Raw genomic sequence first — 19,359 nt, forward strand, 5'->3', positions numbered from 1 at the left:
AATATGTCACTATTCGTTAGCTAAAAAAAAGTTTATCTAAAAATCCTGAAAAAATCAGGAAGCTGAAACATACCGCTTGAAATGTCAAAAATACGGCTACGCCATGCGTAAATTTGTTAGAAGGTAACTGATCTTTATGCTTCTTCTTAAATCGGATCCATGCATCTGTTAGACAGATCAGACAAGCATGATACAGACCGTATACGATGTAGTACCACGTCAATCCATGCCAGACACCCATTAGAAGAAACAAAGCGAAATATCCAATATTTGACATTACGATCTTGCTTTTAAAGATTTTTTTCTTCATCATGAAGAACATCAACCGCATATACACGTAATCGCGGAACCAAAAAGACAAGGTCATATGCCATCGGTTCCAGAACTCTTTGATATTCCATGATAAAAATGGTTTATTGAAATTGATTGGCGTCTGATACCCCATCATGTAGCTTGTACCGACTGCAAACAAACTGTAACCTGCAAAATCAAAAAATAAATACATGCTATACACGTACATGTAACCCACTAACGCCCATGAAATCCCACCATGCTGTAATGCGATGCGCCCTACTACAGGGAGCAGTACTTGACCAAAATAATAACCGATAATGAACTTATATAAAAAACCGACAAAAATATTTTGGACGCCTTTTCCCAAGAGATCAACATATTTATCACGAACAGGTGGATGGAGCTGATCCTTTTCAAATCTCCTATAACGATCGATGGGTCCAGAAGATATTGTCGGGAAAAACAGCAGAAACTGGATATAACGAAATGGGTTATATACTTTGATCATGCCATCTCTTATTTCCATGATCATTTGCACAGACTTAAAGGTTAAATAAGAGATTCCTAAAAAACCAAGCAGCGATGCTTTTCCATGTTCAAAAAAAGGAGTCACTTTCGTTAAAAACAGTGGAATTATTGCTAAAATAACGGCGGCGTAAAACCATCCTGTTTGATTTTTCCTTTGCCGGTGAACAAAATAGCCCCATACAAGGATTGTCTGCCAAAAAACATACCCTATCAGCGCCGTTCCCTGCTCCCAATAAGTACCTCCAAAGCTGACAAATAAAAAGAAAAGTGTCACCACTGATTGATAAATTGGTAATCTTTTTTTCCATATCAATAAAGATAGAACGATTGGTATAAGCGCAATGGCTAAAAGAAAAAAATAAAACGGCTCTGCGTAAGGGATCATATGAGGAAACATCATTCAGGATTCACCTCAGCTGTTAATTTTTTTCGATCAATTTTTCCATTTACTGTCTGAGGCAGCAGATTGACATAATGGAACTTCTGAGGAATCATATACTCCATCACAACTTGCAGTAATTGTTCTTTGATCGATTTGGTCAGTTGAAAATCCGGTTGTTTCGTTGTGTTTTCTAATACGATGAAAGCAACAAGCTGCTGCACTTTTGTTCCTTGATATTTTGGTACGACAACGGCTTGTTTGATCCGGGAGTCTTGCAACAGATAATGTTCGATATCCCCTAACTCGATCCGGTAACCATGCAATTTGACCTGCTGATCCATACGGCCTTCATAAAATAAAAGCCCATCTTCATCCAACCTTCCTGCATCCCCTGTATGGTAACTTGCTAAGTCATTTTGACAAAAGAACGCAGCTGCTGTTTTTTCTGGATTGTTCAGGTAACCTTTTGATACGCTTGGTCCTGCAATAATGATTTCGCCAGTTTCTCCTTTTGAAACAAGTTTGTCTTCTTGGACAATAGAAACTTTGGTGTCTTTTTTTACATAGCCGATTGGTAGTCGGTCGTATTTATCTAGTATGTGCTGATCAATCTGGATACTTGAAATAGCCACAGTTGCTTCTGTTGGGCCGTAAGTATTATATATCCGTGCATTTGGGAATCGATCAAGTAGTGTTTCTGCAGTTTTTTTTGTCAATTCTTCTCCGCAAAATAAAAACATGTCCAATTCTGGTACATTTTCTCCATTGAAGGTAGGCTCCATCAAGCAAATATCCATAAAAGATGGAGTAGAAACCCAAATATTCAACTTCAAGTTAGGCAATGTCGCGAATAATTGACGAAAATCTTGTATAACTGCTTTATTTAACGGCTTCAGCATTCCACCAGAAACTAATGCAGGATAAATAGAAAATACCGATAAATCAAAAGAAAATGGCGCTTGAGCTAAGAAATGCATCCCAGGCTTGATCCCAAAGTCTTCCATCGTCCATTGAACAAAGCTGACTAGATTATCATGACTGATTTGTACGCCTTTTGGTTCTCCAGTAGTACCAGAGGTAAAAATAATATAAAAATTTTCTGTGCCTTTTACGCTATTTTTGGGATAAAATTCTACTGGTATCTTCTCGATTTCTTGAAATTCTTCTTTTGTTACGACAGGAACAGAAGGAATATCTTCTATCCAATTCCCAATACTGATGACCATAGATGGTTTAGCCACCCGAAAGATCGACAGGATACGTTCTTTGGGTGTATGTTCTTCAATTGGCAAATAAGCATGACCAGATTTGACAATTCCTAGAAATGCGACAATCATCTCAAATTCTAAATTACCAAAAACGACGATTGGTCCATCCCCTTCTACCTTTTCTTCTAAATAATAAGCAAGTGCGTCTGATGCTTGTTTCAATTCTCCAAAAGTATGCATCTCATCCGCCTGATAAGCAATTCGATCAGGTTCGCTTATTCCCCAATCATCGATTGCTTCAATAATCGTTTTGATTTCCATACTCTTCCTCCTAAAATTCGTTATAGATAAATGTTCCTCCTTGAATATTTTTATAGTGATACAGGTAGATTAGGAACAGCAGTACCGCACTATAAAAAATTGTTCGAATGATGAATTTTCCCCAATAATTCAATTTTGGATTAGACCACCATTTGTTCATTGAATTCCCTCCTCATATAACCTCACACAAAGTGTAACGAATTTTGACAAAAAGAAACATGTGTCTAGCTTACAGAAACCGTTTTTTTACTAACAGTTTTGTCACATAGCTTTTATAAAAATAGCACATCAAAACACTGCTTTTTTCTTTATAATTTCTAGTAATTTTAAAAAATATAAAAAATAAAGAGGTTGTGACAAAAACGTGTCACAACCTCTTATTCCAAATAAATGGTGTTTAAAAGCTTGCATCTGCGGTAATAAGTCCAGCCAAATCAAAAACATGAGAAACTATTTTTGCTTGGCTGTTTCTTATTACTTGATGCAGGACAGCTTTTTCATAACCTCTTCTTTAAACGGTGTTTAAAATTTAGTACTTTTTATTATCTTGTCTTATTCCGCCTGTCATTCCTCGATAATCCGACAATATAACTGACTCGTAATGACATAAAGCAAAAGATAGATAAGGATCAATAAGCCACTGACAAGATAAGCCAGCCAATAATCGGCAGTTTTGATATACTGAGTGAAAACATTGATTGCAAATACTGCATGAGTGATTCCTAATATCATGGGTGGAAAAAAGGTAAGTGCGTTTTGCTCGAAAATCATCCTTCTAATTCTTCTTTGTGGTATCCCCAGTTTAGTTAATAGGTGATAATTTTCTTTTTCTTCCTCTGCTTCTGCTAATTGTCGAACGGTCAGAATACTGCCAGTAGCAATAATGACGATCATTCCGACAAACAGTGTGACAAAAATATTGATACCAATCCGCCGGTTGACTGCACGCAATTTTGAATAGCTGGAAGAGAAGTTCAACCGAGAACCTTCTTGACTAAACTGCGCTTCCTTCATTTTGTCATCTGGCAGTTTCTTTGTACTAATGTCTCCTTGCAGACGCCCATTTACGATATCATAAGAATAATAAATAGCATTGAGCCACTTTATCGACATTTCACTGCTCAATCGTTCATCTATCTTTTCATTATTTCCACCTGATACATCCACATTGACTACTTGATAATCTACACCTTTTGCTTTTTCAAAAACGTTATCATCCACGACTAGTACAGGACTTAGATATACTATCGTTTCGTCACCTAATACACTTGGAAGCATTTGCTGAATCTTCAACTCTTGATTATCTGGCAATCCAATACTAGAACCATATAATGAAATATTCCGAAAAAGAGTTTGCATTTGATCAAGCAAAACAGTATGGTTAGGAGATTTCAAAGAAACGTTCGGCAAATCCGGATTAACTTTTCTGAAGGCTTGATATTCTGTTTCTGAGATCAGATTAGCAGTTTGAAACATAGGTTCTTCGAGATCTGGTCTGTAGATACTACCTATGACTTTATAATGCAAGGTGATTTCTTTAGTTATCTTCTGTCCTTCCTCTGCCAGAATAGGCTTGATTTTTTTTTCTGTCTCGACATCAAACTGATAATCCATCGGGGAGGATACTTTCTCCTGATACGATAAAATAGTAGAAATACTAGCCGTACCGCCAATCGTCATTAAAGAAATTCCAAGAATGACTGTAATTAGAGAATTCGTACGCCAGCTTTTGAGCAGGTGCACTTGTGTATTACCTATTATTAAAAAATTGATCCCATAGTAATAGAGCTTCCATTTACTCAATATGATCAAAAAGAGCCGAAATGTATAGCAGAAAAACAAATAAGTACCAATCACACAAATGAAAAAGATCAGAAAAGGCAAAAAGAGAATGAATGTCTCAAGGTCATGATGACTGACCATCCATGAAGTGATTTCTCTAAAATGACTAGCCCCAAAATATCCGCTTGTTAAAAGCAATAACCCAATGACAGCGAGTAATCGATGCCTTGTTCTGAAACGCATCGTTGAACTATCTGCTTGTTCTTTTTCTCCAAAACTTCGAATCATCGGGTAGCGCCAGATTTTCCATATCGAATACACAGATACTGCTAAAAGGATGATGAAAAAAGCAAATAAAGTATCTGCGACTGATGGAATGGAGATAAAAAACGGACTATTAAGATCCATATCCATCATTCGAACCAAAATCATGGAAAAGAGTTTGGAGAAAATAATACCGAGCAATATCCCAAAAATACAGGCAAATAACCCGATTATCATGATTTCCAACACATATATGCCTGAAATTTGTAGTTTGTTCATACCAAAAAGTTGATAGATACCTATTTCTTTTTGTCTTCTATTCAAAAAAAATCGGTTGGCACTGAATACGAAAAAAAGTAAAACGACAGTAATGATCAGTCCGCCAAAACTCAATCCGCCATCTATCGAAGTATCTGGACTTGCTCTTCTAACTAAAGATTGATCATAGGTCATTGCGCTGAATGAATAATAAATCATCACGGATAAAGTCAAACTGAAAAAATAAACAAGATACCCTCGGGACTGCCGAAAAAAACTTTTGACGGCTAGTTTACACAGCATTCATTTTTCCTCCTCCACCAATCGTCGCCTGCATGTCGATTACTTTTTCAAAGAATTCCCTTCTTGTCCCTCTTCTCACAACTTCTGAAAAAATCACGCCGTCTTTAATAAATAAAATTCTGTCACAGTAGCTCGCTGTATATGGGTCATGGGTGACTAACAAAATTGTCGCTTTTTCTTTTTGATTCATAGTCTGTAAATAATTCAACAATTCTGTGGCCGACTTCGAATCTAGAGATCCAGTTGGTTCATCTGCAAAGATTACTTGTGGCTGAACAACAAGGGCTCTAGCGGCTGCAATTCGTTGTCGCTGACCGACAGAAAGCTCATCTGGATATCGTTTTAGCAGTTCTTCTATATTCAACAATTGAGCTACGTGTCTTACTCTCTTTTCCATCTCTTCCTTAGTCATCCGTCCAACTGCTAGGGGTAATAGGATATTGTCTTTGGCATTTAAAGTATCAATCAAATTGAATTCTTGAAAAATGAATCCTAGTTTTTTTCGACGAAAGTCACTCAGCTCACTATTTTTCATTTTTGTTATTTCTTTTCCTTGGATCAAGACACTACCCATCGTAGGCAAATTGATCGTGGATAAAATATTCATCAACGTCGTTTTACCTGCACCACTTGGACCCATGATTCCAACAAATTCGCCTTCTTCGACTGTGAATGAGATATTATCTAAAGCTTTGACGGGAGAAAGTTTGCTACCGTAGCTTTTACTGAGATGTTTCACTTCGATCATCTTTTCCAATTCTTCTTCTCCTCTTTCATTTCTGTTTATTTGCATAGTAGCATATCTACGAACAATTTGCTCTTATGTTTTTGTCACTTTTTCTTAGCCCAAATAAAAAAATTTTATTCAATTATTTTATTCAGCTAAATTAAATATGCAAAAAATAAATCCATCAACTACAAGTTTTCACTTTTTTTCACAATAAAATATACACTACATATAGTATAGAAATCCAATTATACAACGGATTGAATACTATATATAGCTGATAATTAGTTGCTCCTTCCTAAATTTTGTTTTATGATAGACAAGAACAATTTAGCAGGAGTTGAAGATAATGAAAGTAAATTATGAAGAGAAAACAGTCGTTACTCAGCAACCAGAGGCACACCAGATGAAAGTTATCAAACGAGATGGTCGCCATGTTGATTTCGATGAACAAAAGATCAACGAAGCACTAATCAAAGCTGAAAAGAAAATTCACGGCTCATTATCCCCACTTACTTACGAAAAAATCCAAATGATTGCAGACTTGGTTGTCCAAGAAATCAAAAGCCGGTTTGCTGAAAATGTCAAAATCTATGAGATTCAAAACATCGTGGAACATATCTTATTAGAAAAAAACGAATATGAATTAGCAGAAGAGTATATCAATTACCGTACAAAACGGGATTTTGCTCGTAGTAAAGCGACAGATATCAACTTTTCGATTGAAAAACTAATCAACAAAGACCAGACTGTCGTGAATGAAAATGCAAATAAAGACAGTAATGTTTTCAATACACAGCGTGATCTAACAGCCGGCATCGTCGGAAAATCAATCGGACTGAAAATGTTGCCGCCACATATAGCAAATGCGCATCAAAAAGGTGATATCCATTACCATGATTTGGATTATCATCCTTACACACCGATGACAAATTGCTGCTTGATTGATTTCAAAGGTATGCTGAACAACGGTTTCAAAATTGGAAATGCGGAAGTGGAATCACCTAAATCTATCCAGACAGCGACAGCACAAATCTCACAGATTATTGCTAATGTTGCGTCAAGTCAATATGGTGGCTGTTCTGCCGACCGAACAGATGAATTGCTGGCTCCTTTTGCAGAATTGAACTATAAAAAACATCTAAAAGACGCGGAAGAATGGATCGATTCGCCAGAACGCCAAAAAGAATATGCAAAAGCAAAAACCAAAAAAGATATCTTCGATGCTATGCAAAGTTTGGAATATGAAATCAATACCTTATTTACTTCAAATGGGCAAACCCCTTTCACTTCATTAGGGTTTGGTTTGGGGGAAAACTGGTTTGAAAGAGAAATCCAAAAAGCGATTTTACAGATCCGAATCAATGGATTAGGGAGTGAAAAGCGCACAGCTATCTTCCCTAAACTGATCTTCACTTTGAAAAAAGGTGTAAACTTAAACCCTGAAGATCCTAATTACGACATCAAACAACTAGCATTGGAATGTGCAACGAAACGAATGTATCCTGATATTCTGAATTACGACAAAATCGTCGAATTAACTGGAAGTTTCAAAGTACCTATGGGCTGTCGTTCATTCTTGCAAGGATGGAAAGACGAAAATGGTCAAGAAGTAAATGTTGGACGAATGAATTTAGGTGTGGTTACATTGAATTTACCAAGAATCGCGATCGAATCAAAAGGAGATCAGAACAAATTCTGGCAGCTATTGTCTGACCGTTTGGAAATCATGAAAGATGCGCTTCTCTATCGTGTAGAACGTTGTAAAGAAGCCATTCCAGCAAATGCGCCAATCTTATATATGTATGGTGCTTTCGGAAAACGTCTTTCACGTACCGATTCTGTCAATGAATTATTCAAAAACCGTCGAGCTACTGTATCATTAGGCTACATTGGATTATATGAAGTTGCTTCAGCTTTCTTCGGTGGCGAATGGGAAACAAACCCAGAGGCAAAAGCTTTCACACTTGACATCGTCAAAGAATTAAAAGCCAATGCGGATGCATGGGGTGATGAATACGGTTATCATTTCAGCGTCTATTCAACACCAAGTGAAAGTCTGACTGATCGTTTCTGTCGTTTAGATACAGAAAAATTTGGTATCATCGAAAACATCACAGATAAAGAATATTATACAAACAGTTTCCACTATGATGTGCGTAAAAACCCAACGCCATTTGAAAAATTGGAATTTGAGAAGGATTATCCAAAATATTGTTCAGGTGGATTCATCCACTACTGTGAATACCCTATGCTCCAACAAAACCCGAAAGCCTTAGAAGCTGTATGGGATTTTGCATATGATAAAATCGGGTATCTTGGTACGAATACGCCAATTGACCATTGCTACCAATGTGGTTTTGAAGGTGATTTCAAACCAACAGAACGAGGATTCGAATGTCCAGAATGTGGAAATCATGACCCAAAAACATGTGATGTAGTCAAACGTACTTGTGGCTATTTAGGAAATCCACAAGCTCGTCCGATGGTACATGGTCGCCACAAAGAAATTTCCTCACGTGTGAAACACATGAAATGAGGTTGTGAAAAAGCTGTCCTGCATCAAGTAATAAGAACAGCTAAACAAAAATAGCTCCTCATATTTTTCGTTTAGTTGGGCTTATTACCACAGATGCAAGCTTTTGAACACCGTTTATCAGAGGTTGTGAAAAAGCCGCTTAGTTTCGAGTATTAAGAAAAATTTTGTGAAAATGGCTTTCCACATTTTTGCATAAATTGAACTTAATACCGAGAAACTGGCTTTTGAACACCGTTTATTGAGAGGTTGTGAAAAAGCCGCTTAGTTTTGAGTATTAAGAAAAATTTTGTGAAAATGGCTTTCCACATTTTTGCATAAATTGAACTTAATACCGAGAAACTGGCTTTTGAACACCGTTTATTCAGAATAAGAGGCTGTGACAAGTCTTTTTTCACCACCCTCTTTCGATGGCTTTGTATCTTTGAACGCCCTCTATCAAAATAAGAACAAGCTTTCTTGAACAATGGATTTAGGTCAGTTTGTTCTTATTTATATGGTCGAGTGGATTTTATCTTCAATAGCTATATCTTTGAACCTTAAATGAAAGAAGTTTTTTTATGAGAAATCCAAAACCAAAAGAATGGTTAGCAAAAGACTACAGTCAAAACTATATTGCTGACTACAAACCGTTTAATTTTGTCGATGGTGAAGGTGTCCGTAACAGTCTTTACGTTAGTGGCTGCTTATTCGCCTGCGAAGGTTGCTTCAACAAAGCGGCACAAAATTTTCGATATGGCAAACCATTCACACCTGAATTAGAAGAACAAATCATCGCTGACTTGCGCAACGATTACGTACAAGGACTGACTTTATTGGGCGGCGAGCCTTTTTTGAATACAGATGTTTGCTTGCAAGTAGTACGACGTATCCGAAAAGAGTTCGGTACGACAAAAGATATCTGGTCATGGACAGGCTATACCTTTGATGAATTGCTACAAGATTCAGAAGATAAATTAGAACTCCTTTCGCAAATCGATATCCTTGTTGACGGACGCTTTGAATTGAGCAAACGTGACCTAAAACTACAATTTCGAGGAAGCAGCAACCAGCGAATCATTGATGTCCAAAAATCTTTAGAATCCAACCAAGTTATGATTTGGGAAAAATGTACGGATGCAACAGAAACCTATGAACAAATCAAAAAACAAGACTTGATATAAAAACAGCTTTGAGAGAGAAAACGGATTTCCATTTTCAACTCTCAAAGCTGTTTTTATATTTCTTGATTTCCCCATAACGGAAGAACGATATTTTCATAGGTCATCGGGTCAAGATTCGTCAAGGTGATTCCTAACAATCGGATCCCTTTTTCTACTCCCAAGATTTCCTCCCATATAAGACTTGCTTGATAAAAGAGCGCTTCTTTTTTATAGATGTATTCTGGCAATGTCACTCTTTTGGTCACAGTAGAATAATCGGTGTACCTGACCTTCAAAACCACTGTTTTCCCATGTTTTTGGACTCTTCTCAGTGCTTCTTCTACTTTTTCGGCTAGTTGGCGCAACTGAGCCAGCACGGCTTCCTCCGTTTGCAATGGCTGTCCATACGTATGCTCTTTTCCCACAGATTTTCGCTCTCTTGTAACATTTACTGGAGAATCATGGATTCCTCTCACTTTACGATAAAGAGAATAGCCCATTTTTCCAAAATTTCGAATCAACGTCATTTCTGTGCATTCATATAGGTCTTTTCCTGTATAAATTCCTAACTCATGCATTCTAGGTACAGTTTTCTTCCCTACTCCATGAAATTTTTCAATTGGCAAAGTTTTTAAAAATGGCACAGCATCTTGAGGTGCAACTACTGTGATTCCTCTAGGTTTTTGATAGTCTGATGCTAATTTGGCCAAAAACTTATTGTAACTTACTCCCGCAGAACATGTTAGCTGGACTCTTTCCCAAATATCTGCCTGGATCATTCGAGCAATTTTGATGGCTGACTTGCAATTGATTTTGTTTTCGGTCACATCAAGATACGCTTCATCGATACTAACTGGTTCCACAATGTCTGTATAATGATAGAATACTTCCCGTACTTGTTTGGAAATCTCGCTGTATTTATGATGGTCGCCAGGCTTAAAGATGGCTTGCGGGCAAAGCTCATACGCTTTTTGTGCACTCATTGCTGAATGAATTCCGAATTTTCTTGCTTCATAATTTGCCGTAGTCACTACTCCACGCCCACCAGTGTCACTGGGATGTCTAGCAATTACTAATGGGTGCCCACGAAACTCAGGATGATCTCGTTCTTCAACAGAAGCGAAAAAAGCATCCATATCGATATGAATGATTTTTCTTGATGTATCATTATGTAAAGGAAATTGCAGCTCCATCATCCTCACCTCTTAGCTATTATACAGGAACGTTCGTTCGCGTTCAAGAGATTTGAGAAGTTAGTAGCTGTTTTCCACATTGTCGCTTCATTGTATACTACTTATACTATTTCAGCCTAATTCGTGATATTGACGGTAAACTTCTTGTTTTTTCAGTCCATTTTTAAGCGCTACTGCTTTGATAGCAGCATTTGGCTTTTCGCCTGATGCAATCTTTGCTTCTACCTGTTCTTTTAAGGTTCCCTGCTCTTCATCCACTTCTGTCCCTGCCGTTTCAAACAAATTTCCTTCTACAAGCAGACAACATTCCCCCTTTACTGGATGTTCTTCGATATATGCAAGTAGTTCTTCTGTACTTCCTCTAAGGTATTCTTCATGGATCTTTGTCAATTCTCGACACAAAACGACTTGGCGATTACCAAAAATGTCTAAGAAATTCGTCAACGTAGCTGTGATTCGATAAGGTGACTCATAGAAAATCAGCGTAGCTGTTTGTTCTTTTAGTTTTTCCAATGTTTCTTTCTGTTCTTTTTTCTTGCGTGGAAGGAAGCCATAAAATAAAAATGGTTGAGGCACTAACCCTGAAGCAATCAAAGCCGTCATCCCAGCTGTAGGTCCTGGGATAGAGATCACAGAAATCCCTTCTTTTATACAAGCTAAAACTAGCTCATGTCCAGGATCGCTGATGGAAGGCATTCCTGCATCACTGACTTGAGCAATCGTTTTTCCTTCTTTTAACAAAGCAATCAATTGAGGGACACGTTCTTTATAATTATGTTCATGTAAACTTTTTTGGGGCGTATGAATCTCGAAATGATTCAATAATTTTTGTGTATTACGCGTATCTTCGCTTGCGATAAGGTCTGCTTCTTGTAGCATACGAACACTTCTGTAGCTCATATCTTCTAGATTTCCGATTGGCGTTGGTACAAGATATAAATTCCCGTATACTGGATTTCCTTTGAAACTTTTTTGATTATACATCTGTCACAATCTCCTTAATAAAAAAACTGGAGCAGTCTTTCTCCGCTCCAGTCTCCTCTTGTTATTGATCATCGACCGCTTTCGCGATAGATCACTTCTAGACAAAACGCACAAGGCTCGTCATTGTCCCGTCTTGATCCATATAAATCGTAGCAGACATGGAAGCCTTCTTCATAAATTTTTTCAAGATTCATACGAGACTTGGAAAGTTCTTGCTTCACATTTTCAGCTGGAGCTTGTGCAACTTGATTCAATTCCCGAAGATGTTCTCGCAAGCGTTGATTTTCCATCTCCAAAGTCGTATTTTTTTCTACGATCTCATGCAAAGCATGCTTCATTTCAACAAGTTCTGTTAATGTATTTCTCAACTCTGATTCTAACTGATTCAATCCGTCGTATAATGATCTCTTATCCATTTATCTCACCTACTTGGATAAATTCTTTCAATTCATCCCATTCATATTCGACAGGATTTTCCCGTCCAGTCAGCCGAATACTAACGATACGGCTAAGCAGATTCAACCCTACGACTTTCCCTTTACCATCAGGTGTAACAATTACTTTTCCAAAGTCAGGGAGTTCTTTTTTTGCTGTCTCGTATTCTTCGCTCTCATATTGTAGACAGCACATCAAGCGTCCGCATAAACCGGAAATTTTTGTTGGGTTCAAAGATAAACTTTGGTCTTTTGCCATTTTGATCGATACGGGCACGAAATCGCCTAAAAAAGAAGAACAGCATAATGGACGCCCACATGGACCAATTCCGCCTATTATCTTCGCTTCATCGCGTACACCAATTTGTCGAAGCTCAATACGAGTACGAAATACAGCGGCTAGATCCTTTACCAATTCTCTAAAGTCGATTCGCCCGTCCGCCGTAAAAGAAAAAATCAGTTTGTTTCGATCAAATGTATATTCAGCTTTGACTATTTTCATTTCCAGCTCACGCAACTGCACTTTTTCTTTTGCGATTTGCAATGCATCACACGCATCTTCTTTATTTTTTTTGTCTTTTTCTAGTTCAGCTTTTGACGCTTTATGCAAGATTGGACGAATAGCTTCAGGAAGGTCATTTGGATCAATCTCTTTTTTAGGAAGGACAACAGTAGCAATATGTAAGGATTGCTGAGATTCGACTAATACCTTGTCATTATAACTATATTCAGAGTCTCCTGGTGCAAAATAATAGATATGACCTGCATCTCTATATCGGACACCTACTACTTCTACCATTTCCATCCTCCTTGATTATCGTCCTCTGCGGCAAGCTAAAAAATCGTCTGCAAAACGAACTGTTCCGCAACAGCTTGAAAACCGACATTGCTACGTAGTTTCTGCTCTGCGATCAATATTCGTTCAATTATCTGGTTTATCTGTTTTATTTTGCCATATTCGCCTTTCGCTACTGCTTGACGTTGTGCTTCCTGATAATAAAACATCAGGACAGATAATCCTGTAAACTGCTGTGTTTTTTCTTTAAATGATTTCACTAATTTTTTTTGGACATAGATAAAGGCTTGAGTGTCTTGCTTTTGCAAGTAAACGAACCATTGATAAATCAAGTCCTTAGCATCATTAAACCATTCATCTTGAGAGATTTCAACTGCTTTTCCTAAACTGTTTGTTAAGAAAGCCAAAAGTTTTGATTTTTCTAATGGAATCTGCTCTTCTTGCAATCGATGGATCAATGCTTCTTTCGAAAGTTCTTGAAAATGCAGCACTTGACAACGGGATTGAATAGTAGGGAGAATCCTTCCTACTGCATCTGTCTCTAATACCGCTAAAAAGTCTCCCGGTGGTTCTTCCAAAAATTTCAACAGACTGTTTGCCGCACTGCTATTCATTTTTTCAGCTTCTTTAATCAAAAAAACCTTTTTTCTTGATTCATATCCGCTGCGACTGAATTCCGTTTGCAAACGTCTGATCTGATCAACTTTGATTGTTTGTCCGTCCGGTTCGATAACCAGAACATCCGGATGTTCTTTCTTTTCGATTCGCTGACAATTGTTGCATTTTCCGCAAGGCTGATTGTCTTCCATTTGGGTACAGAACAGATGCTGTGCGAGCCACACACCTACTTCATGTTTTCCTGTTCCTTTTTCTCCTTCAAAAAGATAAGCATGAGCGAGACGCCCATGCTCAAAGCTCCGTTGAAGCTGCTGATACACGATCGGTTGCATTTGAGCCAAGTTTATTTCTTGATTCATAGCTCAGCTCCTCCTAAAATTGATGGAATCCTTCAACAGGTAAGACGAAGACTGTTGCGCCGCCTACTTCTACTTCTACTGGATAAGGAACGCCCCCATCCATCGAAATATCCAATGTCACAGGTGTAGATACAAATTGTTTTCTTGATTCACATGTTTTTTTGATGATTTCCAATGCTTCTTCTACTCGATCATCTTCAATACCCACGATAAACGTGCTGTTTCCAGCCTTAAGGAAGCCGCCTGTCGATGATAATTTTGTGGCACGGATATTTGCATCAATCAATTCATTTGATAAACGGTTGCTGTCTTTGTCTTGGATAATCGCTAAAATAATTTTCATAAACGTTCACCTTCCTAGTTTCCAAAAAATTGCGGATATTGTTCAATAATTGTATGATAACTTGTTTGCAGCACTTCTTCAAAGCTTTTTCTTGCATCAACTTTGTGGATTCTTTCCGGATTCTCTTCTGCCAGCTTTAAGTAAGCATGTCGTACACGCTGGTGGAATTCCAAACCTTCCGAATCTAAACGGTCGATTTGGTTTTGTCTGTTTTTCTTGATTCTTCTTAATCCGGTGTCTGAATCTACGTCAAGATAAAGGGTAAAATCTGGCGTAGTACCTTCTGTAGCAAACTCATTCAACCGAGCAATCTCGGTAACGCCGATGCGTCGGCCTGCACCTTGATAAGCAAGAGAACTGTCGACAAATCTATCGCATAAAACGATTTTCCCTTTTGCCAGAGCAGGTAAGACCTTTTCGACTAGATGCTGTCTTCTTGCCGCCGCATAAAGTAGTGCTTCCGTGCGTTCATCCATCCGATCATTTTTTGGATCCAGGATTACCGCTCGAATCTCTTCAGCAATCGGGATGCCTCCCGGTTCTCTTGTTTGAATGATTTCTGTTTTTGCTACTTCTTTCAAAAGAGGGAAAAGTTCATTCAAGATGCTGGTTTTTCCTGCACCATCAGGCCCCTCAATTGTAATAAATAGTCCGTTCACATTGTTGCCCCCATCTCTTATGCTGCTTCTATATTGTATCTGAAAAAACTTTTAATTAGAAATTTATAACTCGCGTCTTCCTTCGACAGCTTTCAATAACGTGACTTCATCTGCGTACTCGATATCAGAGCCTACAGACAACCCATGTGCTAAACGTGTTACTTTAATACCGGCTGGTTTAATTAGACGTGAGAGATACATTGCTGTTGCTTCTCCTTCTGTTGTCGCATTTGTTGCGATGATCACTTCTTTTACATCTGCATCATGCAGCCGCTGCAGCAGCGAAGAAATATTGATATCTTCTGGACCTGTCCCTTCCATCGGTGATAACACACCATGGAGTACATGATAAAGTCCGTGATATTCCCGCATTTTTTCCATCGCCATTACATCTTTCGGCTCTTCGACCACTAGGATAATGCTGCGATCACGTGAAGGATTTCTACATATTTCGCAAGGATCTTCTTCTGTGATATTTCCGCAGATACTGCAAAAGTGTAAATCTCGTTTTACACTTAACAAAGATTTAGCAAATTCATTCACTACTTCATCTTTCATATCGATTGTATAAAACGCGAGTCTTGTCGCTGTTTTCTGACCGATTCCTGGAAGTTTCATATAGCTGTCGATCAGTTTCGCAATTGGTTCTGGATATTGCATATTCATTACTCCTTCAGTTTAAAACTAAAATCCTGGTAAACCTTTTGCGTATTTCCCTAATTTTTTCTCAGTTTCCACATCAATTTGTGCGATTGCGTCATTGACTGCCATTACGACAAGATCTTGAAGCATCTCAATATCATCAGGATCAACGACTTCTTCATTGATTTGGATGTCCTTCATACGGCGATCACCTGTAAATACGGCTTTGACCAATTCATTAGTGGCTTTACCTGTAAATTCTGTTTTATTTAGCAGCTCTTGTGCTTCCGCCATTTCTTTTTGCATTTTTTGTACTTGTTTCATCATGCCTTGCATATTGCCCATTCCACGCATCATAATTATCTACTCCTTTTTTCTTAATCATCTACTACTGTAACAGCCTCGGAACCAAAAAATTCCTCTGCTTTTACTACAAGTGTTTCTTCTGGTACTTCCTGTTCTTGAGGGAGTAATTCGATTTCTCCTTCTGACTCTTCAGAAGCAAAAGAATTTTCTGCTCCCTCTTCTTGTGCTTGCGTCAAATAATTTTTTCGAAGTTCCGGCCAACTTTCTCTTGTGATATAAACCGGATCAGGCGCATAGTCTTTGATCATTCGGCTTAAATTATTGTGTACCGAAAGCTGCAGTTCTTCGTCGTTTGCTGCTCTTTGACAAACAATCTCATAATCAAATGCAATCACTAATCCTGTAGGGCCAGCTGCAACTGGTTCACTTGCTTTAAGCATTGCCCGCTGAGTGACAGAGAGGCTCATCAGCAAATCTTCCCATACTTCTTTTACTTGGTTCAGATGCTGTCTTGTCGCTTCCCGCAGAACTTTATATACCCGTTCCGTCGGTACCCGATACGTACTTGTTTGTTTTTTGTGATTCGTCTGCTGTACTGGCTGTACTTTTGTATTCACAGTTCCTGTGTTACTGCGAAGTTCTTTGATTTCGTTTCTCAGTTCCTTGATCTCTTGTTGCAGCTGTTTTACTATCTGATCATCTGCTAATGCCATTTTTGCTGAAGGAACAGAAGCAGAGGGTAGCTGTGCGAGTTTGACTGTAGCGACTTCCAAATAAATAGCGGCACTATTAGTAAATCGGATTTCATTTTGTGTATCGCTCAAAATCTTTATCATTGAAAATAGCTGATCCGCTGAAACAGTTTGTGCCAATTCCGTAAATGTACTTCTGATCGTACTTGATTGTTCTTCAACTAGATTGGGCGCTTGCTGATACATCAGCAGATCACGGCAGTATTGTAACATATCCTCTAGAAAGCGACGTGATTCTTTGCCGGCTGCGAGAATTTGATTCAACGCTTCCAATGCTTCTGGTACTTCTTTTTTCACGCAAGCACTCAAGTAGCTGTCCATCATTTCGTCTGTCAAGCTGCCTGTTACTTGCATGGCATCATCTAAAGTAATCGTTCCTTCACTAAATGAGATTGCCTGATCAAGAATACTCAATGCATCCCGCATCCCGCCTTCTGCGGAACGGGCAATCACATTCAATGCAGCTGGTTCATAGTTGATAGTCGATTCTTTTAAGATAAATTCAAGATGTTCGACAATATCTGCCGTATTGATCCGTTTAAAATCAAATCGTTGGGTTCGTGAAATGATCGTAGCTGGTATTTTGTGAGGTTCGGTCGTTGCTAAGATGAATATGACACTTTCTTTTGGCTCTTCCAATGTTTTCAACAAGGCATTGAAAGCTCCTGTTGAAAGCATATGTACCTCATCAATAATGTACACTTTGTACGCTGCCTTTGTAGGCGCATAGTTTGCCCGATCACGGATAAATCGGATTTCTTCGACTCCGTTATTGCTGGCAGCATCGATTTCGATCACATCTTCTTGCGTACCAGCAGTGATTGATCGACACATTTCGCATTCGTTGCATGGTTCACCGTCTTTACTGTTCGGACAGTTGATTGCTTTTGCGAAAATCTTTGCTGCACTTGTCTTTCCGGTTCCTCTGGGTCCTGTAAACAAATAGGCATGTGAGGTCTTGTGGGAAACAATAGCATTTTTTAGTGTCTGTGTCACAGCTTTTTGTCCAACGATGTCTTCGAAACGCTGCGAACGCCAGACTCGATAAAGTGCTTGATATGCCATAAGGATCCCCCTTTTTTAAAAAATTCACTATCTCTTATTATACGTGATATTGGGTAAAAAAACTACTATCCTTCTCGGCTTTTTCAGGTATTTAATCAATACGCAAGTTTCCATTTCAATTCCGTCTCTAGTCCGAGAAGTTTCACTTCTTCCTATGGTATAATAAATAAACAATAATTGTTTGGCATTAGCTGAATCAGAGGAGGAATTTTTTATGGGTCTTATCAAAGCAGCAACAAGTATGGTCGGCGGCGGTCTGGCAGATCAATGGCTAGAAGTCATCGAACCAGACAATATGAGTGATACAACGGTTATGACGAAAGGTGTCAAAGTTCGTAAAGATGACAAACGTGGCTCCAATCGTAAAGGAACAGAAGATGTTTTGACAGACGGAACAGTCGTCCATGTCTATCCAAACATGATGATGCTTTTGGTCGATGGTGGAAAAATCATCGATTATACCGCTGAGGAAGGTTATTACACCATTAAAAATGACGCAGCTCCTTCCATGTTCAACGGAACACTGAAAGAAGCAATTGCTGAAACATTTGACCGATTTAAATTTGGTGGCGTTACACCGCAGAAACAACAAGTTTTTTATATCAATCTCCAAGAAATAAAGGGAATCAAATTCGGTACGAGTGCGCCATTGAACTACTTTGATAATTTCTATAACGCAGAATTATTCTTACGGGCACATGGCACTTATTCTATTCATGTCGTTGACCCGATTTTATTTTATACAAACGCAATTCCTAAAAACAAAACACAAGTAGAAATCAATGATATCAATGAGCAATACTTAGCTGAATTCCTAACAGCATTGCAATCAGCAATCAATCAGATGTCTGCGGATGGACAACGGATTTCTTATGTCCCATCTAAGAGTTTGGAGTTAAGCAAATACATGGATACTGCATTGGATGATTCTTGGCGCGAGTTGCGAGGGATGGAGATCGTCTCTGTCGCTGTGGCCAGCATTTCTTACACAGATGATTCTGTGAAACTAATCAATATGCGTAACGAAGGGGCGATGCTAGGTGATCCTAGCGTACGTGAAGGATACGTGCAAGGTTCCATTGCCCGTGGAATGGAAGCAGCTGGAAAAAATGAAGCAGGAGCAATGACTGGCTTTATGGGCGTAGGTATGGGAATGAATGCAAATGGCTCTTACCTTTCCCAAGCGGCTCAAAACAACCAAGAACAAATCAAGCAACAAGCTGAAAAACAAAATCAACAAGCCGCACAAGGGAATGTAGATACTTGGACGTGTCCAGTCTGTGGGACAGAAAATTCCGGAAAATTCTGTTCCAACTGTGGCGCTGCCAAACCAGTAGAAAACGCTCAGCCTAAGCTACAGATGCGTTGCAGCGAATGCAACGAGATTGTGGATCTTTCCAACGGCATCCCTAAATTCTGTCCAAACTGCGGCAAACCGTTTAAAGGAATCCCCGTTGATTAAT

At 38.6% G+C, this 19,359-nt stretch carries 18 protein-coding genes; 3 read left to right on the forward strand and 15 right to left on the reverse strand.

All coding sequences use genetic code 11. From position 1 onward, the window contains the following. Positions 1 to 16: 16 nt before the first annotated feature. The 5 genes from dltB to FTX43_RS01460 form a co-directional block, all read right to left on the reverse strand. Complete coding sequence (dltB, locus tag FTX43_RS01440) at positions 17 to 1,222, reverse strand: D-alanyl-lipoteichoic acid biosynthesis protein DltB (RefSeq protein WP_086310134.1); 1,206 nt, start codon at positions 1,220 to 1,222, stop codon at positions 17 to 19. After that, on the reverse strand, positions 1,219 to 2,733 hold the full coding sequence (dltA, locus tag FTX43_RS01445) for a D-alanine--poly(phosphoribitol) ligase subunit DltA (protein ID WP_065772842.1): 1,515 nt from the start codon (positions 2,731 to 2,733) through the stop codon (positions 1,219 to 1,221). Before dltA ends, dltB begins: the two co-directional genes overlap by 4 nt. Before the next feature lie 10 nt (positions 2,734 to 2,743). Further along, on the reverse strand, positions 2,744 to 2,893 hold the full coding sequence (locus tag FTX43_RS01450) for a teichoic acid D-Ala incorporation-associated protein DltX (RefSeq protein ID WP_002292353.1): 150 nt from the start codon (positions 2,891 to 2,893) through the stop codon (positions 2,744 to 2,746). A gap of 404 nt (positions 2,894 to 3,297) precedes the next feature. Beyond that, positions 3,298 to 5,340 (reverse strand): ABC transporter permease, encoded by a 2,043-nt coding sequence (locus FTX43_RS01455; protein WP_147606676.1) that lies wholly within the window; start codon positions 5,338 to 5,340, stop codon positions 3,298 to 3,300. After that, positions 5,330 to 6,097 (reverse strand): ABC transporter ATP-binding protein, encoded by a 768-nt coding sequence (locus FTX43_RS01460; RefSeq protein WP_147606678.1) that lies wholly within the window; start codon positions 6,095 to 6,097, stop codon positions 5,330 to 5,332. The genes FTX43_RS01455 and FTX43_RS01460 overlap by 11 nt, the downstream gene beginning before the upstream one ends. Before the next feature lie 319 nt (positions 6,098 to 6,416). On the opposite strand from FTX43_RS01460, the gene nrdD reads away from it, so the two are divergent. Continuing rightward, complete coding sequence (nrdD, locus tag FTX43_RS01465) at positions 6,417 to 8,606, forward strand: anaerobic ribonucleoside-triphosphate reductase (RefSeq protein ID WP_002292349.1); 2,190 nt, start codon at positions 6,417 to 6,419, stop codon at positions 8,604 to 8,606. 557 nt (positions 8,607 to 9,163) lie between these two features. Continuing rightward, positions 9,164 to 9,766 carry an anaerobic ribonucleoside-triphosphate reductase activating protein gene (gene nrdG, locus FTX43_RS01470; RefSeq protein ID WP_002292348.1) on the forward strand — a complete coding sequence of 201 codons (603 nt, stop codon included), beginning with the start codon at positions 9,164 to 9,166 and terminating at the stop codon, positions 9,764 to 9,766. Between the two features lie 53 nt (positions 9,767 to 9,819). Here nrdG and dinB read toward each other — a convergent pair whose 3' ends face one another. From dinB to dnaX, 10 genes are all read right to left on the reverse strand, one after another. After that, entirely contained in the window at positions 9,820 to 10,941 is a 1,122-nt protein-coding gene (gene dinB, locus FTX43_RS01475; protein WP_002316927.1) for a DNA polymerase IV, read from the reverse strand. Between the two features lie 108 nt (positions 10,942 to 11,049). Then, on the reverse strand, positions 11,050 to 11,922 hold the full coding sequence (gene rsmI, locus FTX43_RS01480) for a 16S rRNA (cytidine(1402)-2'-O)-methyltransferase (protein ID WP_073490628.1): 873 nt from the start codon (positions 11,920 to 11,922) through the stop codon (positions 11,050 to 11,052). A 68-nt stretch (positions 11,923 to 11,990) separates the two neighbouring features. After that, positions 11,991 to 12,338, reverse strand: a complete 348-nt coding sequence (locus FTX43_RS01485) for a DNA replication initiation control protein YabA (RefSeq protein WP_002288076.1) — start codon at positions 12,336 to 12,338, stop codon at positions 11,991 to 11,993. Continuing rightward, positions 12,331 to 13,155, reverse strand: coding sequence for a stage 0 sporulation family protein (locus FTX43_RS01490; RefSeq protein ID WP_002320696.1), 825 nt, complete (start codon positions 13,153 to 13,155; stop codon positions 12,331 to 12,333). Before FTX43_RS01490 ends, FTX43_RS01485 begins: the two co-directional genes overlap by 8 nt. A gap of 35 nt (positions 13,156 to 13,190) precedes the next feature. Then, positions 13,191 to 14,129: a DNA polymerase III subunit delta' gene (gene holB, locus FTX43_RS01495; RefSeq protein ID WP_147606680.1), complete on the reverse strand. Its 939-nt coding sequence runs from the start codon at positions 14,127 to 14,129 to the stop codon at positions 13,191 to 13,193. A 13-nt stretch (positions 14,130 to 14,142) separates the two neighbouring features. Further along, entirely contained in the window at positions 14,143 to 14,472 is a 330-nt protein-coding gene (locus FTX43_RS01500; protein WP_002292340.1) for a cyclic-di-AMP receptor, read from the reverse strand. Positions 14,473 to 14,486: 14 nt separating this feature from the next. Beyond that, positions 14,487 to 15,131 carry a dTMP kinase gene (gene tmk / locus FTX43_RS01505; protein ID WP_002345571.1) on the reverse strand — a complete coding sequence of 215 codons (645 nt, stop codon included), beginning with the start codon at positions 15,129 to 15,131 and terminating at the stop codon, positions 14,487 to 14,489. 63 nt (positions 15,132 to 15,194) lie between these two features. Next, on the reverse strand, positions 15,195 to 15,791 hold the full coding sequence (gene recR, locus FTX43_RS01510; RefSeq protein ID WP_002292338.1) for a recombination mediator RecR: 597 nt from the start codon (positions 15,789 to 15,791) through the stop codon (positions 15,195 to 15,197). 24 nt (positions 15,792 to 15,815) lie between these two features. Further along, positions 15,816 to 16,130: a YbaB/EbfC family nucleoid-associated protein gene (locus FTX43_RS01515; protein WP_002292337.1), complete on the reverse strand. Its 315-nt coding sequence runs from the start codon at positions 16,128 to 16,130 to the stop codon at positions 15,816 to 15,818. Positions 16,131 to 16,150: 20 nt separating this feature from the next. Continuing rightward, positions 16,151 to 17,896 (reverse strand): DNA polymerase III subunit gamma/tau, encoded by a 1,746-nt coding sequence (gene dnaX / locus FTX43_RS01520; protein ID WP_002292336.1) that lies wholly within the window; start codon positions 17,894 to 17,896, stop codon positions 16,151 to 16,153. A 214-nt stretch (positions 17,897 to 18,110) separates the two neighbouring features. Between dnaX and FTX43_RS01525 the strand changes: the two genes are divergently transcribed. Further along, positions 18,111 to 19,358, forward strand: a complete 1,248-nt coding sequence (locus tag FTX43_RS01525; protein ID WP_002292335.1) for an SPFH domain-containing protein — start codon at positions 18,111 to 18,113, stop codon at positions 19,356 to 19,358. Position 19,359: the final 1 nt, after the last annotated feature.

This window comes from Enterococcus sp. DA9 (assembly GCF_008000875.1).
Taxonomy (GTDB): domain Bacteria; phylum Bacillota; class Bacilli; order Lactobacillales; family Enterococcaceae; genus Enterococcus_B; species Enterococcus_B lactis.

Bases quoted from the DNA above. Each gene is read 5' to 3' on its own strand.
- FTX43_RS01485 (WP_002288076.1), bottom strand. From the start codon at position 12,338: ATGGATAAGAGATCATTATACGACGGATTGAATCAGTTAGAATCAGAG.
- FTX43_RS01500 (WP_002292340.1), bottom strand. From the start codon at position 14,472: ATGAAAATTATTTTAGCGATTATCCAAGACAAAGACAGCAACCGTTTA.
- nrdD (WP_002292349.1), top strand. From the start codon at position 6,417: ATGAAAGTAAATTATGAAGAGAAAACAGTCGTTACTCAGCAACCAGAG.
- holB (WP_147606680.1), bottom strand. From the start codon at position 14,129: ATGAATCAAGAAATAAACTTGGCTCAAATGCAACCGATCGTGTATCAG.
- FTX43_RS01450 (WP_002292353.1), bottom strand. From the start codon at position 2,893: ATGAACAAATGGTGGTCTAATCCAAAATTGAATTATTGGGGAAAATTC.
- FTX43_RS01515 (WP_002292337.1), bottom strand. From the start codon at position 16,130: ATGATGCGTGGAATGGGCAATATGCAAGGCATGATGAAACAAGTACAA.
- dnaX (WP_002292336.1), bottom strand. From the start codon at position 17,896: ATGGCATATCAAGCACTTTATCGAGTCTGGCGTTCGCAGCGTTTCGAA.
- FTX43_RS01455 (WP_147606676.1), bottom strand. From the start codon at position 5,340: ATGCTGTGTAAACTAGCCGTCAAAAGTTTTTTTCGGCAGTCCCGAGGG.
- dinB (WP_002316927.1), bottom strand. From the start codon at position 10,941: ATGATGGAGCTGCAATTTCCTTTACATAATGATACATCAAGAAAAATC.
- FTX43_RS01525 (WP_002292335.1), top strand. From the start codon at position 18,111: ATGGGTCTTATCAAAGCAGCAACAAGTATGGTCGGCGGCGGTCTGGCA.
- dltA (WP_065772842.1), bottom strand. From the start codon at position 2,733: ATGGAAATCAAAACGATTATTGAAGCAATCGATGATTGGGGAATAAGC.
- dltB (WP_086310134.1), bottom strand. From the start codon at position 1,222: ATGATGTTTCCTCATATGATCCCTTACGCAGAGCCGTTTTATTTTTTT.
- rsmI (WP_073490628.1), bottom strand. From the start codon at position 11,922: ATGTATAATCAAAAAAGTTTCAAAGGAAATCCAGTATACGGGAATTTA.
- FTX43_RS01490 (WP_002320696.1), bottom strand. From the start codon at position 13,155: ATGGTAGAAGTAGTAGGTGTCCGATATAGAGATGCAGGTCATATCTAT.
- recR (WP_002292338.1), bottom strand. From the start codon at position 15,791: ATGCAATATCCAGAACCAATTGCGAAACTGATCGACAGCTATATGAAA.
- nrdG (WP_002292348.1), top strand. From the start codon at position 9,164: ATGAGAAATCCAAAACCAAAAGAATGGTTAGCAAAAGACTACAGTCAA.